This window comes from Pseudomonas oryzihabitans (assembly GCF_006384975.1).
In the GTDB taxonomy this organism is placed as follows: domain Bacteria; phylum Pseudomonadota; class Gammaproteobacteria; order Pseudomonadales; family Pseudomonadaceae; genus Chryseomonas; species Chryseomonas psychrotolerans_B.
Genome location: NZ_CP021645.1, coordinates 268,669 through 282,356 on the forward strand (window position 1 = coordinate 268,669; position 13,688 = coordinate 282,356).

At 67.3% G+C, this 13,688-nt stretch carries 13 protein-coding genes; 4 read left to right on the plus strand and 9 right to left on the minus strand.

Features of this window, described 5'->3' with window-relative positions; genetic code table 11:
- The first annotated feature begins 16 nt into the window (after window positions 1-16).
- Together CCZ28_RS01100 and CCZ28_RS01105 are read left to right on the plus strand one after the other, a co-directional pair.
- Window positions 17-769 (plus strand): TerC family protein, encoded by a 753-nt coding sequence (locus CCZ28_RS01100; protein WP_140215194.1) that lies wholly within the window; start codon window positions 17-19, stop codon window positions 767-769.
- Between the two features lie 133 nt (window positions 770-902).
- Entirely contained in the window at window positions 903-1,127 is a 225-nt protein-coding gene (locus tag CCZ28_RS01105; protein ID WP_058761044.1) for a hypothetical protein, read from the plus strand.
- 56 nt (window positions 1,128-1,183) lie between these two features.
- Here CCZ28_RS01105 and CCZ28_RS01110 read toward each other — a convergent pair whose 3' ends face one another.
- From CCZ28_RS01110 to CCZ28_RS01145, 8 genes are all read right to left on the minus strand, one after another.
- Window positions 1,184-2,605 carry a short-chain fatty acid transporter gene (locus CCZ28_RS01110; protein ID WP_140215196.1) on the minus strand — a complete coding sequence of 474 codons (1,422 nt, stop codon included), beginning with the start codon at window positions 2,603-2,605 and terminating at the stop codon, window positions 1,184-1,186.
- A 132-nt stretch (window positions 2,606-2,737) separates the two neighbouring features.
- Window positions 2,738-3,919, minus strand: a complete 1,182-nt coding sequence (locus tag CCZ28_RS01115) for an acetyl-CoA C-acetyltransferase (protein WP_140215198.1) — start codon at window positions 3,917-3,919, stop codon at window positions 2,738-2,740.
- Between the two features lie 14 nt (window positions 3,920-3,933).
- Window positions 3,934-4,560, minus strand: coding sequence for a CoA transferase subunit B (locus tag CCZ28_RS01120; protein ID WP_140215200.1), 627 nt, complete (start codon window positions 4,558-4,560; stop codon window positions 3,934-3,936).
- A gap of 1 nt (window position 4,561) precedes the next feature.
- On the minus strand, window positions 4,562-5,263 hold the full coding sequence (locus tag CCZ28_RS01125; RefSeq protein WP_140215202.1) for a CoA transferase subunit A: 702 nt from the start codon (window positions 5,261-5,263) through the stop codon (window positions 4,562-4,564).
- Window positions 5,264-5,283: 20 nt separating this feature from the next.
- Window positions 5,284-6,036 (minus strand): 3-hydroxybutyrate dehydrogenase, encoded by a 753-nt coding sequence (locus tag CCZ28_RS01130; protein WP_140215204.1) that lies wholly within the window; start codon window positions 6,034-6,036, stop codon window positions 5,284-5,286.
- Between the two features lie 10 nt (window positions 6,037-6,046).
- Entirely contained in the window at window positions 6,047-7,441 is a 1,395-nt protein-coding gene (locus CCZ28_RS01135; protein WP_140215206.1) for a GntP family permease, read from the minus strand.
- A 359-nt stretch (window positions 7,442-7,800) separates the two neighbouring features.
- On the minus strand, window positions 7,801-9,240 hold the full coding sequence (locus CCZ28_RS01140; RefSeq protein ID WP_140215208.1) for a sigma-54 interaction domain-containing protein: 1,440 nt from the start codon (window positions 9,238-9,240) through the stop codon (window positions 7,801-7,803).
- A complete protein-coding gene (locus CCZ28_RS01145; protein WP_140215210.1) occupies window positions 9,237-10,154 on the minus strand; it encodes a 3-hydroxyacyl-CoA dehydrogenase family protein in 918 nt (305 codons plus the stop codon). Before CCZ28_RS01145 ends, CCZ28_RS01140 begins: the two co-directional genes overlap by 4 nt.
- Before the next feature lie 198 nt (window positions 10,155-10,352).
- Here CCZ28_RS01145 and codB point away from each other — a divergent pair, with 198 nt between their 5' ends.
- Together codB and codA are read left to right on the plus strand one after the other, a co-directional pair.
- Entirely contained in the window at window positions 10,353-11,615 is a 1,263-nt protein-coding gene (codB, locus tag CCZ28_RS01150) for a cytosine permease (RefSeq protein ID WP_140215212.1), read from the plus strand.
- Window positions 11,616-11,626: 11 nt separating this feature from the next.
- Complete coding sequence (gene codA / locus CCZ28_RS01155; RefSeq protein WP_140215214.1) at window positions 11,627-12,868, plus strand: cytosine deaminase; 1,242 nt, start codon at window positions 11,627-11,629, stop codon at window positions 12,866-12,868.
- Window positions 12,869-13,197: 329 nt separating this feature from the next.
- Here codA and CCZ28_RS01160 read toward each other — a convergent pair whose 3' ends face one another.
- Window positions 13,198-13,683, minus strand: a complete 486-nt coding sequence (locus CCZ28_RS01160; RefSeq protein WP_140215215.1) for a GNAT family N-acetyltransferase — start codon at window positions 13,681-13,683, stop codon at window positions 13,198-13,200.
- Between the last annotated feature and the right edge of the window lie 5 nt (window positions 13,684-13,688).

Sequence of the window (13,688 nt, forward strand, 5' to 3'; positions counted from 1 at the left end):
CTGGAACCGCGCCGCAATGGACTATCTGCTACAACTCGCCGCCGACCCTACCGTCTGGATCGCCCTGGCCACCCTGATCGTCATGGAAGTGGTGCTCGGCATCGACAACCTGATCTTCATCTCCATCCTCACCAACAAGCTGCCCGCACACCAACAGCAGAAGGCCCGCCGCCTCGGCATCGGCCTGGCGTTGGTCATGCGCCTGGGTCTGCTCGGCACCGTGGCCTGGATCGTCCAGCTCACCGAACCCATCATCGAGCTCTTCGGCAAGGGCTTTTCCTGGAAGGACATCATTCTCATCGCTGGTGGCCTGTTCCTCTTGTGGAAGGCGACCAAGGAGATCCACCACAACGTCGATCCCGAGCCGGACAGCGCCCTGACCAAGGGCGGCGAGGTGGCGACCCTGGCGTTCGGTTCGGCCATCGTGCAGATCCTGCTGCTGGACCTGGTGTTCTCGGTGGACAGCATCATCACCGCGGTGGGCATGACCGAGCACCTGCCGGTGATGGTGATCGCCGTGGTGGTGGCGGTGACCGTCATGTTGCTGGCGGCCAACCCCCTGGCCAACTTCATCAACCACAACCCCACCGTCGTGATGCTGGCGTTGGGTTTCCTGATCATGATCGGCATGACGCTGATCGCCGAGGGTTTTGGCGCCCATGTGCCCAAGGGCTACATCTATGCGGCCATGGCCTTCTCCGCGCTGATTGAGGGGCTGAACATGCTGTCGCGGCGCGCTAAGCGGCGCCAGCAGGCGGCGGGCAAGTAAGGGCGGGGCGTGCCGGAAAAGGCTTTGTTACATTCCGGCACGTCTATTGCTAACAATTCCTTACGAGTCTAGGCACTATCGGTCAAGACCCTTGTCATAGCAGCGTCACACGCGAGGTTTACAACTAGAAGTCATGAACATTCAAACCCAAGCCCAAAACGCCATGCATGCCCTCAGCGCCGCCTTCGCGCCGATGAGCTGCGTCATCGACGCCCCCAGCAAGCGTGGTTTCTCCTTCATCGTCGTCAACGAGCATGGCGTGGCCAAGCACACCCGCCGGATCTATCGCGACGAATACAGCAACCCAAGCCGCCTGCAGGCCATCATCGACAGCACCCGCCTGGCCATCGCCGGCTGAGATCCAGCCGGCTCCCGCTTCACCCCTCCCGCTTTACCGTCTGCGCCCCACCCGAGCTACGGGTGTACCGGCGGCAGATAGGCCAACGTTCCCCCCAACAGCCACAGCAGCACCAGCACCAGGGGTGCATGGACCAGCAGCTGCACGAAGGAAAAGCCGACCAGGTCGCGCGCCTTCAGCCCCAGCACGCCCAGTAGCGGCAGCATGTAGAAGGGATTGATCAGATTCGGCAGCGCCTCGGCGGCGTTGTAGATCTGCACCGCCCAGCCCAGGTGATACTGCAGGTCGTTGGCCACCTGCATCACATAGGGCGCCTCGATGATCCACTTGCCCCCACCCGAGGGAATGAAGAAACCCAGCAGCGCCGAATAGACGCCCATCAGCAGGGCGAAGGTGTCATGCGTGGCGATCTGAGTGAAAAACGCTGCAATATGGTGCGCCAGGGTCTGGCCATCGGCGCCGTTGACCTTGGTCAGGATGGCGGCGATGGAGCCGTACAGCGGAAACTGGATCAGCACCCCGGTGGTGGCCGGCACGGCGCGGGCCACGGCGTCGAGGAAGTGCCGCGGCCGCCAGTGCAGCAGGGCGCCCAGGCTGAGGAACAACAGGTTGTAGGTGTTCAGCCCCGAGATGGCCTCGATGGCCGGCTTGCTGGCGAATTCTTGCACCAGCCACCCGGCGGCCAGCAAGACCAGCAACACGATCAGCACCGGACTGTATTCCAGCCATTCGCCCGGACGGGCCGGCGTGGCCGCAGGCTGGGGCGCCGGGGTGAGGTCGACGCCGCAGGCGCGGGCATCGCGAGCACTCTCAGGCCCCGGCGCGGTGACGTAGGCGATCACCGCCGAGACCACCAGCAGCACCAGCAAGAGGGCGCCGGATTGCCAGAGGAACAGCGTCTGGCTGAAGGGAATCACCCCGGTGATGGCCAGGATCGACGGCGGCAGGCTGGCCGGATTGGCCTGCAACTGCGCCGCCGAGGACGACAGCCCCAGCGCCCAGACCGCGCCCAGGCCCAGGTAGGCGGCGGCCCCGGCGGCGCGATAGTCCATCTTGAGTTCTTCGCGGCGGGCCAGGGCGCGCACCAGCAGGCCGCCGAACACCAGGCTCAGGCCCCAGTTGAGCAGCGAGGCGAGCATGGCCACCAGGGCCACCCAGCACACCGCGCCACGCCCGGTGCGCGGCACCCGCGCCAGCCGCTCGATCAGTCGCGCCGCCGGCCCGGAGCTGGCCACCACGTAGCCGCCGATGACCACGAAGGCCATCTGCATGGTGAAGGGAATCAGACTCCAGAAACCGTCGCCAAAGGCCTTGGCGGTCTTGGCCGCCGGCGCGCCCATGCCCAGAGCGGCCAGGGCCACCACGGCCACGGCGAGCACGGCGAACACCCAGGAATCGGGAAACCAGCGTTCGGCCCAGTTGGAACAGGCCAGGGCGAACCGCGCGCTGCGCGAATCGCGGGAGGGGGTGGAGGTCATGGAGGGATCCTTTTGTTGTTGTTTTTTGTTGGGGTGTAGTGCGAGGCGGTGATGCATTGATCGCGGCCATGGGCCGCTCCTACGGTGTGTCCGTATCTGTAGGAGCGGCCCATGGCCGCGATTAAAAGCTTGCTACCGCCGCTCCACCGCCAGGGCCACGCCCTGGCCACCGCCGATGCACAGGGTCGCCAGGCCACGCCGACCCTCGCGCCGCCGCAATTCGTGCAGCAGGGTCACCAGCACCCGGCACCCCGAGGCGCCGATGGGATGGCCCAGGGCGATGGCGCCGCCGTTTACGTTGACCTTCTCATCATCCCAACCCAGTTCCTGGCCCACGGCCAGCGCCTGGGCGGCGAAGGCTTCGTTGGCCTCGATCAGGTCCAGGTCGCCCAGCTGCCAGCCGGCTTTTTCCAGGGTCTTGCGGGTCGCCGACACCGGGCCGATGCCCATGATTGCCGGGTCCACCCCGGCACTGGCATAGGCGGCAATGTGGGCCAGCGGTTCAAGGCCCAGGGCGGTGGCCTTGGTCGCGCTCATCACCAGCACCGCGGCAGCGCCGTCGTTGAGGCTGGAGGCATTGCCGGCGGTGACACTGCCGTCCTTGGCGAAGGCCGGCCGCAGTCTGGCCAGGCCCTCGGCAGTGGTGTCGGCGCGGATGCCTTCGTCGGTGTCGAACAGCAGCGGCTCGCCCTTGCGCTGGGGGATGGCCACCGGGGTGATCTCCTCGCGGAAACGCCCGGATTCCACCGCCGCCGCCGCGCGCTGCTGGGAGCGGGCGGCGAAGGCATCCTGGGCCTCGCGGCTGATCTGGTACTTCTCCACCAGATTCTCCGCCGTCTGCCCCATGTGGTAATCGTTGAAGGCATCCCAGAGGCCGTCGCTGATCATGGAGTCGACCAGCTCGGCATGGCCCAGGCGCAGGCCGCTGCGCACCTTGGGCAGCACGTAGGGCGCCAGACTCATGTTTTCCATGCCGCCGGCGATGACGATCTCGGCGTCGCCGCAACGGATCGCCTGGGCGGCCAGTTGCACCGCCTTGAGGCCGGAGCCGCAGACCTTGTTCAGGGTCAGGGCCGGCACCTCATGGGGTAGCCCGGCCTTGACCGCTGCCTGGCGCGCGGGATTCTGGCCGGCGCCCGCGGTGAGCACCTGGCCGAGGATGACTTCATCCACCTGGGTGGGGGCCACACCGGTCTGCTCCAGCAGGGCGCGGATGACGGTGGCGCCGAGTTCGACTGCGGGCACATTGGCCAGGGAGCCCTGGAAGCTGCCGACCGCGGTACGGGTGGCAGCGACGATGACGACGTCTTGCATGACTAGGGTCTCCTCTAGGCCTGGATGGCGGCGCCAGTGGCGGCGCGCAGTTCATCGAGGCTCACGCCTTCGGCCAGCTCCACTAGCTTGAGGCCCGTGTCGGTCACCTCCAGCACGGCCAGGTCGGTGATGATCAGGTCGACCACACCGACGCCGGTCAGCGGCAGGTCGCAGGCCGGCAGGATCTTGTGCGCACCCTTGGCGGTGTGCTCCATCAGCACCACCACCCGCTGCACGCCGGCCACCAGGTCCATGGCGCCGCCCATGCCCTTGACCATCTTGCCGGGGATCATCCAATTGGCCAGGTCGCCTTTCTCGGAAACCTGCATGGCACCGAGGATGGCCAGGTTCACGTGACCGCCACGGATCATGCCGAAGCTGGTCGCGCTGTCGAAATAGCTGCTGCCGGGCAGGGCGGTGACGGTCTGCTTGCCGGCGTTGATCAGGTCGGGGTCGACCGTTTCGGCGGTGGGGAAGGGGCCGATGCCGAGCAGGCCGTTTTCCGACTGCAGCCAGACATCCATGCCGGCGGGGATGTAGTTGGCCACCAGGGTCGGCAGGCCGATCCCGAGGTTGACGTAGAAGCCGTCCTGCAGCTCCCGGGCGGCGCGTTGCGCCATCTGTTCGCGGGTCCAGGCCATCTTACTTCTCCTCGCTCAGGGTGCGTTTCTCGATGCGTTTCTCGGGGTTGGCATTGACGATCAGGCGCTGCACGAAGATGCCGGGCAGGTGGATCTGGTCGGGGTCCAGCTCGCCGGTCTCCACCAGCTCCTCCACCTCGGCCACGCAGACGCGACCGGCCATGGCGCACAGCGGATTGAAGTTGCGCGCGGTCTTGTTGAACACCAGGTTGCCGGCCTTGTCGGCGCGCTGCGCCTTGACCAGGGCCACGTCGGCGGTCAGCGCCAGCTCCAGCACATGGGGCTGGCCGTTGAAGTCACGGGTTTCCTTGCCCTCGGCCACCAGGGTGCCGTAGCCGGTGCGGGTGTAGAACGCCGGGATGCCGGCGCCCCCGGCGCGCAGCTTCTCGGCCAGGGTGCCCTGGGGGGTGAATTCCAGTTCCAGTTCGCCGGCCAGGTACTGGCGCTCGAATTCCTTGTTCTCGCCCACGTAGGAGGAAATCATCTTGCGGATCTGCCGGGTCTCCAGCAGTTGGCCGAGACCGAAGCCGTCCACCCCGGCGTTGTTGCTGATGGCGGTCAGCTCGCGGGCGCCAGTGTCGCGTAGCGCGGCGATGAGCGCCTCGGGGATGCCGCAGAGGCCGAAGCCGCCCACGGCCAGGGTGATGCCGTCGCGCACCAACCCGTCGAGGGCGGCCGCGGCGTTGGGATAGAGCTTGTTCATGGCGTAGATCCTCGGGTCGTTTATTGAGCGGTCCAGCCGCCGTCCATGGTCCAGGCAGCGCCGCGCACCTGGGCGGCGGCGTCGCTGCAGAGGAACAGCGCCAGTTCGCCCAGTTGCGTGGTAGTGACGAATTCCTGTGACGGCTGCTTCTCGCTGAGCAGGTCGCGACGGGCCTGGTCCGGGTCGCTGCCACGGCTGTCCAGCTGCTGCTGGATCAGCGGGGTGAGCACGAAGCCTGGGCAGAGGGCATTGCAGGTGATGCCGGTGCGGGCGGTCTCCAGGGCGGTGACCTTGGTCAGGCCCACCACCCCGTGCTTGGCGGCGACGTAGGCGGCCTTGCCGGTGGAGGCCACCAGGCCGTGCACCGAGGAGATGTTGACGATGCGGCCCCAGTCACGCTCGCGCATGCCCGGTAAGGCCAGGCGGGTGGTGTGGAACACCGCCGAGAGATTGAGGGCGATCACCGCGTCCCAACGCTCCACCGGGAAGTCTTCCACCGGTGCCACGTGCTGGATGCCGGCGTTGTTGACCAGGATGTCCACGCCGCCGAAGTCGCGCTGCGCATAGGCGAAGAGGTCTGCGATCTCCTCCGGCTGGGACAGGTCGGCGCCGTGGAAGCCGCTGCGGCCGGACAGGCTGGCCTGGGCCGGCGCGGGATCGCCGAAGCCGTTGAGGATGAGGGTGGCACCGGCGGCGGCCAGGCGCTGGGCGATGCCCAGGCCGATGCCGCTGGTGGAGCCGGTGACCAGGGCGGTCTTGCCGGTAAGGTCCATGGCTGTCTCCTTAGACGAGTCCGGTCAGGTAGTAGAGGGCGATGACGAAGAACACCGCGGCGGTCTTGATCAGGGTGATCTTGAAGATACCGCCGTAGGCTTCGCGGTGGGTCAGGCCGGTCACCGCCAGCAGGGTGATGACCGCGCCGTTGTGCGGCAGGGTGTCCATGCCACCGCTGGCCATGGCTGCCACCCGGTGCAGCACTTCCAGGGGGATGCCCGCGGCATTGGCGGCGGCGATGAAGGTCTCGCTCATGGCGGCCAGGGCGATGCTCATGCCGCCCGAGGCCGAGCCGGTGATGCCGGCCAGCAGGGTCACGCTCACCGCCTCGTTGATCAGCGGATCGGGAATGGCCTTGAGCCCCTGGGCGAACAGCACGAAGCCAGGCAGGGCGGCGATCACCGCGCCGAAGCCGTATTCGGAGGCGGTGTTCATGCCGGCCAGCAGGGCGCCGGACACGGCGGTCTTGCTACCCTCGGCCAGCCGGCCGCGGATGGCGCTGAAGCCGGTGACCAACACCAGCAGGATGCCCGCCAGCAGGGCGCCTTCTACCGCCCAGATGCCGGTCAGCTTGGCGACTTCCTGGGTGATGGGCTTGGCCATGCCGGGCAATGCCAGAGTGCTGGTGGCGCCGTACCAGTCGGGAATCCAGCGGGTCAGCAGTCCGTTGAGTACCCCCACCAGCACCAGCGGCGCCAGGGCCAGCCAGGCATTGGGCAGCGGCAGGTCGGCGGCGGTCTCGGGCTCGTTGCGCAGCGGCACGCTGGCATAGCCTTCCTGCTCGCGCCGGGCTTTGCGCCGGGCACGCTCCAGGTAGGTCAGGCCCACGGCGATGACGAACAGCGAACCGGCCAGGCCCAGCCAGGGCGCGGCCCAGGCGGTGGTCTGGAAGAAGCTGGTGGGGATGATGTTCTGGATCTGCGGCGTGCCGGGCAGGGCGTCCATCGTGAAGGAGAAGGCGCCCAGGGCGATGGTCGCCGGGATTAGCCGCTTGGGGATGTCGCTCTGGCGGAACATCTCGGCGGCGAAGGGATAGACGGCGAAGACCACCACGAACAGCGAGACGCCGCCGTAGGTGAGCAGGGCGCAGACCGCGACGATCACCGGGATGGCCCGTTCGCGGCCGAGCAGGCGGATGGCCGCGGCGACGATGGCGCGGGAGAAGCCCGACAGCTCGATTAATTTGCCGAACAGGGCGCCGAGCATGAAGACCGGGAAGTACAGCTTGAGAAAGCCCACCATCTTGTCCATGAACACCCCGGTGAAGGCGGGAGCCACGGCGGACGGGTCGGTGAGCAGCACGGCGCCGAGGGCGGCGAGGGGGGCGAAGAGGATGACACTGAAACCCCGGTAGGCGGCGAACATCAGCAGCGCCAGGGCGGCGAGTGCGATCAGGACACTCATGGCTTCTCCTAGAGCTTCGCCTGGGGCGAAGCGGTTCTTGTTGTTATAGGGCGATGCAGGGATCGCCTGAACCTAGGAGCCAGAACCGTGCCAGATTTCTAAGTGATTGTTTTGTGTAGGCTTTTATTTTAGCGATAGCCAATCGCCGGCAAATTTTCTCAAAAGATGGACACTGTAGGTTGGGTTGAGCGAAGCGAAGCCCAACAACGGCCCAACGCCGGCCATGTTGGGCTTCGACGATAAAGCCATCTCAACCCAACCTACGGCTAGACATTGTAGGTGCGGCCCATGGCCGCGATTGACGATCTATCGCGGCCATGGGCCGCTCCTACAGATATTTCTCCAAATATAGGCTTGTCTCAATTTTGAGATGTCAGCCCCAGCGCCACCAACTTCTTGTACAGCGTAGACCGCCCCAGACCCAGGCGCCGGGCGGCTTCGTCCACCTTGCCGCCACAGGCGGCCAAGGTGGACTGGAACAGTTCCCGCTCGAAGCGCTGGCGGGCTTCGGCATAGGTTTCGCCGGTAGCGCTCGCCACGGGCTGCCTGGCTGGCAATTCGGCAGAAACGCCCAGAGCCTCCGCCAGCGCCGCGGCATCCAACTGGCTGTCGTCACCCAGCAGTACGGCGCGCTCCAGCACGTTGCGCAGCTCGCGCACATTGCCGGGCCAGGGTTGGCGCTGCAGCAGGGCCAGGCCGTCGGCGGTGAGTTCGGGAGCGGGCTGCCCAGCCACGGCGGGCAGGCCGTCGAGGATGGCTTCGGCCAGTATCGCCAGGTCGTCCAGGCGCTCCCGTAGCGGCGGGATGCGGATCGGCAGCACGTTGAGCCGGTAGTAGAGGTCGGCGCGGAAACGTCCCTCGGCCACTGCGGCCTCCAGGTCGCGGGAGGTGGCGGCGATCATCCGCACATCGCAGGCCAGTACCTCGTTGGAGCCCAGCGGCTCGTATTCCTTCTCCTGTAGTACCCGCAGCAGCTTGGCCTGCAGTGCCAGGGGCATGTCGCCGATCTCGTCGAGAAAGAGGGTGCCGCCCTGGGCGATCTGCAGCTTGCCCGGGCGCGCCCGGCGCTCGGCGCCGGTGAAGGCGCCCGGCGCGGTGCCGAAGAATTCCGCTTCCAGCAGGCTTTCCGGAATGGCCGCGGCGTTGATGCTGACGAAGGGCCGCCCGGCGCGTGGCGAGGCGCCGTGGATGGCATGGGCCAGCAACTCCTTGCCGGTGCCGGTCTCGCCCAGCAGCAGCACCGCGGCCGCGCTGGCGGCGGCGCGGCGAGCACGGCGCTTGACCTCCAGGCTGGCCGGACCGCTGCCGACGAAGTGGCCGAAGCCGTACTTGGCGGTACGCGCGTGCTGCAACGAGCGCCGGGTGGTGGCCAGCTCCTCCTGGATGCGTAGGTAACGGGTCACCAGGGGCGCCAGCTGCTGCAACTGGTCGAACAGGGCGAAGCCGATGGCGCCGATCAATTCGCCCTCGTCGGTATGGATCGGCAGGCGCATCACCACCAGGGGGCCGCTGCGGGTCTCCAGCATGTCCAGCAGGATCGGCTGGCCATTGCGCGCCACCTCGCGCAGCAGGCTATGGGGGATGATCTGCTCCACCGGCTGGCCGATGGCCGCGGCGGCATCCGGCAGGCCGAAGTGCTGGGCGTATCTCTGGTTGATCCAGACGATGCGCGCCTCGCGGTCGACGATCACCGTGCCGTTGCTGGTCTGCTCGATGATCTCGAACAGCGAGCGGATCGCCCGCTGGCGGATGCCGGCATAGTCGTCCAGGCCCGGCAGGCCGGGTGGCGTGGCGCTCATGGCTTCAGCGCATGGCGCAGCTGGTGCAGGCGCCGCTGGACGATACGCTCGCGGCGCGCCGCATCCCAGTCGTAGAAGCCCGCGCCGCTACGCAGACCGGTACGGCCGGTGGCCACCTGGTCTTCCAGTACCTGTAGCGGGGTTTCATCCCGCGCCAGGGTGGGCCAAAGATGGCTGGCGATGTCGCGAAAGGTGTCCAGCCCACCCATGTCCGCCGCTTCCAGCGGACCGACCATGGCATAGCGTCGACCCAGGGAGGCGCGCATCACCCGGTCCACCGTCTCGGCATCGGCCGCGCCGCTCTGCACGATGTGCAGGGCCTCGCGCAGCAGGGCGAATTGCAGGCGATTGCCGACGAAGCCGGGAATGGCCCGCTGCAACACCACGGCTTCCAGTTCGGCGGCTTCCAGCAGTAGGCGCACGGACTCCAGATGGGCGGGCAGGGTGGCACTGCCAGGCACCAACTCCACCAGGGGAATGAAGTGCGGCGGATTCCAGAAGTGCGCGATCAGCAGCCGCTCAGGGTGGCGCAGGTGGGCGGCCAGTTCGTCCGGTGGCAGGCCGCTGGTGTTGCTGGCGATCAGGGCGTCGGGCCGCAGCACGGCTTCGAGCTGGGCATAGAGGCGGTGCTTGAGTTCCAGGCGTTCGGGCACGGCTTCGAACAGCAGGTCGCAGTCGGCGAGGTCGGTAAGCTCAGTGGTGGTAGTCAGACGGTCGATGACGGCCTTGGTGTCCACCGCGATCCCGGCCTCGACCAGTTCGGCGAGCAGGGTACGAGCCGTGGCCGGTACCTCGGCGAGGCGGGCGGGGTCGACGTCCTGCAAGCGCACGGCATGGCCGTGGCGCGCGAGGTGCACGGCGATACCTATGCCCATGAGACCGGAACCCAGGACGGCGAGGCGTGGCATGGTCATGATCTTTTCCTTGTGATACAGCCGCGGCAACCGTCTCACACTTGACCGCCCCCGGCCAAGGCACAGGGCGTGGCGGTGCACCATGGTCGGGCTCCGGCGTCCGGGCCACGGCCGAGCGGAAGGCTCTGCAGCGCCCTTCGACGAGCCCTGGCACGAGCACTGCTACAGGACAGGCACGCCCATCCCGAGGAGTCCGTCATGAGCAATGCCGCCGGCAACGACTATCCCCTGAGCGAAGTCCCGCCCCATGCCCGCAAGGGCCTGGCCTCCCTGGCCATGGTGCTGCTGGGGTTCACCTTCTTCACCGCCACCATGTTCGCCGGCGGCAAGCTGGGCGTGGCCTTCGGCTTCGCCGACCTGCTGCTGGTCATCGCCATCGGCAACCTGCTGCTGGGTCTCTATGCCGCCGCCCTCGGCCATATCGCCTGTCGCAGCGGCCTCAACTCGGTGCTCATGGGGCGTTTCGCCTTTGGCGAGCGCGGCAGCAAGCTCTGCGACCTCATCCTCGGCTTCACCCAGATCGGCTGGTACGCCTGGGGCACCGCCACCGCTGCGGTAGTGCTGGGCAAGTACTTCGGCCTGGAGCAGGGCGCGGTGCTGGCGCTGATGGCGGTGTTCGGCCTGGGCTTCTGCGCCACCGCCTATGTCGGCTATCGCGGCCTGGAGATCTTTTCCTGGATCGCCGTGCCGGCCATGGCCGTGCTGCTGGTGCTGTCCATGAGCGTGACGACCAGCAAGGCCGGCGGCCTGGACGGCCTGCTGGCGATCCAGCCCAGCGCCAGCCTGGACCTGTCCACCGCCATCACCCTGGTGTTTGGCACCTTCGTCAGTGGCGCCACCCAGGCCACCAACTGGACGCGCTTCGCCCGCTCTACTCGGGTGGCAGTGCTCGCCAGCCTGATCGGCTTCTTCATCGGCAACGGCCTTATGGTGCTGATCGGCGCCTACGGCGCCATCGTCTATCAGCAACCCGACGTGGTGGAGGTGCTGATGCTGCAGGGCTTCGCCACCGCCGCCCTGGCCATGCTGCTGCTCAATATCTGGAGCACCCAGGACAACACCATCTACAACTTCGCCGTGGCCGGCTGCAACCTGGTGCGCACCGACCGGCGCAAGACGGTGACCCTGGCCGGCGCCCTGATCGGCACCGCCCTGGCGTTGCTGGGCATGTACGACCTGCTGGTGCCCTATCTGGTGCTGCTCGGCACCGTGATCCCGCCCATCGGTGGGGTGATCGTCGCCGACTACTGGTTGCGCCATCGCGGCCGCTATCCGCTGCTCGCCGAGGCCCGGCTGCCGCGCTACAACTGGCCGGGGCTGGCCGCCTACGGCCTGGGCACCGTCGCCGCCTTCGGCTCTCCCTGGGTGGCACCCCTGGTGGGTATCGGGGTGGCGGCACTGGCCTATGGCGTGTTCAATGGGCTGATTCGGGGGCGCACTACCGCCCCTGCCTCGCTGTAGGGAGATCGACCATGCGCATCCTCAACGCCCGCCTGCGTGACCGCGAAGGCCTGTACGACATCCGCATAGACGGCGGGCGCATCGCCGCCATCGCCGAACAGTTGATGCCGCCCACGGTAGGCCCCGACGACATCGACGCCGCCGGCAACCTGGTGGTGCCGCCCTTCGTCGAGCCGCACATCCACCTCGACGCCACCCTCACCGCCGGCGAGCCGCGCTGGAACATGAGCGGCACCCTGTTCGAAGGCATCGAATGCTGGGGCGAGCGCAAGGCCACCATCACCCAGGAAGACACCAAGACCCGCGCCAAGCGCACCATCCGTGCCCTGGCCGCCCATGGCATCCAGCACGTGCGCACCCACGTGGACGTCACCGATCCGTCCCTCGCCGCGCTCAAGGCCATGCTGGAGGTGCGCGAGGAGACCGGCCACCTGATCGATCTGCAGATCGTCGCCTTTCCCCAGGAGGGCATCGAGTCCTTCAAGAACGGGCGCGAGCTGATGGAGGAATCCATTCGCCTGGGCGCCGACGTGGTCGGCGGCATCCCGCACTTCGAGTACACCCGCGACCAGGGCGTGAGTTCGGTGAAATTCCTCATGGACCTGGCCGAGCGTACCGGCTGCCTGGTGGACGTCCATTGCGACGAGACCGATGATCCCCACTCGCGCTTTCTCGAAGTGCTCGCCGAGGAGGCGCGCAGCCGCGGCATGGGTTCGCGGGTCACCGCCAGCCATACCACCGCCATGGGCTCCTACGACAACGCCTACTGCGCCAAGCTGTTCCGCCTGCTGACCCATGCCAGCATCAACTTCATCTCCTGCCCGACCGAGAGCATCCACCTGCAGGGCCGCTTCGACACCTTTCCCAAGCGCCGCGGGGTGACCCGGGTCAACGAACTGCTGGAGGCCGGCCTCAACGTCTGCTTCGCCCAGGATTCCATCGTCGATCCCTGGTATCCGCTGGGCAACGGCAACATCCTGCGGGTGCTGGAGGCGGGCCTGCACATCTGCCACATGCTCGGCTATCGCAACCTGCAATCGGCGCTGGACCTGGTCACCGTCAACAGCGCCAAGGCGCTGTCCCTGGGCGACCGCTATGGCCTGGAGGAGGGGCGGCCAGCCAACCTGCTGGTGCTGTCCGCCGACAGCGACTACGAGATGGTCCGCAGCCAGGGCCTGCCGCTGTATTCCATCCGCCACGGCAAGGTGTTGATGCAGCGCCGGCCGGCGCAGGTGGAATTGGCGGATTTGTAAGGGGGTGGGGGCAACCGCCTCTCCGAATGGGACGCACCCTGATTCCGGCGATCTTGCCGGAGCTGGGGGTGCTGAAGGCCTGCTCGTTTAACTCCCTCTCCCCCTGGGAGAGGGCCGGGGTGAGGGCGCGCCTCACCGCTAAGCCCCCAGCGGAAAAGGCTGCGCCGTTTTCCACGCTACGGCTGACAAGGTCGCGGCACGGTAGGAGCGGTCGCTACGGCGCACCGACATGGCCGCGATCCGCGTAGGTTGGGTTGAGACGGCTCTATCGTCGAAGCCCAACAGTGCGGTGTTGGGCTTCGCTAACGCTCAACCCAACCTACGGGAGCCTACCGGCCGCTTTCCGCGAAATCGCGCAGCGCTGTGCCATCCAGGCGATAGCGCACCCACTCATCCTGCGCCTTCGCGCCGAGGCTTTCGTAGAAGTCGATGGCCGGGGTGTTCCAGTCCAGCACGCTCCACTCCAAACGACCGCAGTCGTTGGCCACCGCCTCGCGGGCGAGTTCGCGCAGCAGGCCCTTGCCCAGGCCGGTGCCGCGGGCGCTGGGGCTCACATAGAGGTCTTCCAGGTAGATGCCGTTGCGGCCCAGCCAGGTGGAATAGCTGTAGAAATACACGGCGTAGCCCACCACCTGGCCGTCGTGCTCGGCGACCAGGGCACGGGTCGGCGTAGCGGCGGCGAACAGCGTCGCCTCGATCTGCGCCGGACTGGCCAGCACTTCATGAGCGGCCTTCTCGTAGTCGGCCAGTTCGACGATGAGGGCATGGATACGGGCCGCGTCTGCGCGACGGGCGGGGCGAATCTGGGAAGTCATAAGGT

What these genes read in the sequence shown, in the direction of transcription:
- CCZ28_RS01100 (WP_140215194.1), top strand. Translation starts at nt 17, where the DNA reads ATGGACTATCTGCTACAACTCGCCGCCGACCCTACCGTCTGGATCGCC.
- CCZ28_RS01105 (WP_058761044.1), top strand. Translation starts at nt 903, where the DNA reads ATGAACATTCAAACCCAAGCCCAAAACGCCATGCATGCCCTCAGCGCC.
- CCZ28_RS01110 (WP_140215196.1), bottom strand. Translation starts at nt 2,605, where the DNA reads ATGACCTCCACCCCCTCCCGCGATTCGCGCAGCGCGCGGTTCGCCCTG.
- CCZ28_RS01115 (WP_140215198.1), bottom strand. Translation starts at nt 3,919, where the DNA reads ATGCAAGACGTCGTCATCGTCGCTGCCACCCGTACCGCGGTCGGCAGC.
- CCZ28_RS01120 (WP_140215200.1), bottom strand. Translation starts at nt 4,560, where the DNA reads ATGGCCTGGACCCGCGAACAGATGGCGCAACGCGCCGCCCGGGAGCTG.
- CCZ28_RS01125 (WP_140215202.1), bottom strand. Translation starts at nt 5,263, where the DNA reads ATGAACAAGCTCTATCCCAACGCCGCGGCCGCCCTCGACGGGTTGGTG.
- CCZ28_RS01130 (WP_140215204.1), bottom strand. Translation starts at nt 6,036, where the DNA reads ATGGACCTTACCGGCAAGACCGCCCTGGTCACCGGCTCCACCAGCGGC.
- CCZ28_RS01135 (WP_140215206.1), bottom strand. Translation starts at nt 7,441, where the DNA reads ATGAGTGTCCTGATCGCACTCGCCGCCCTGGCGCTGCTGATGTTCGCC.
- CCZ28_RS01140 (WP_140215208.1), bottom strand. Translation starts at nt 9,240, where the DNA reads ATGAGCGCCACGCCACCCGGCCTGCCGGGCCTGGACGACTATGCCGGC.
- CCZ28_RS01145 (WP_140215210.1), bottom strand. Translation starts at nt 10,154, where the DNA reads ATGACCATGCCACGCCTCGCCGTCCTGGGTTCCGGTCTCATGGGCATA.
- codB (WP_140215212.1), top strand. Translation starts at nt 10,353, where the DNA reads ATGAGCAATGCCGCCGGCAACGACTATCCCCTGAGCGAAGTCCCGCCC.
- codA (WP_140215214.1), top strand. Translation starts at nt 11,627, where the DNA reads ATGCGCATCCTCAACGCCCGCCTGCGTGACCGCGAAGGCCTGTACGAC.
- CCZ28_RS01160 (WP_140215215.1), bottom strand. Translation starts at nt 13,683, where the DNA reads ATGACTTCCCAGATTCGCCCCGCCCGTCGCGCAGACGCGGCCCGTATC.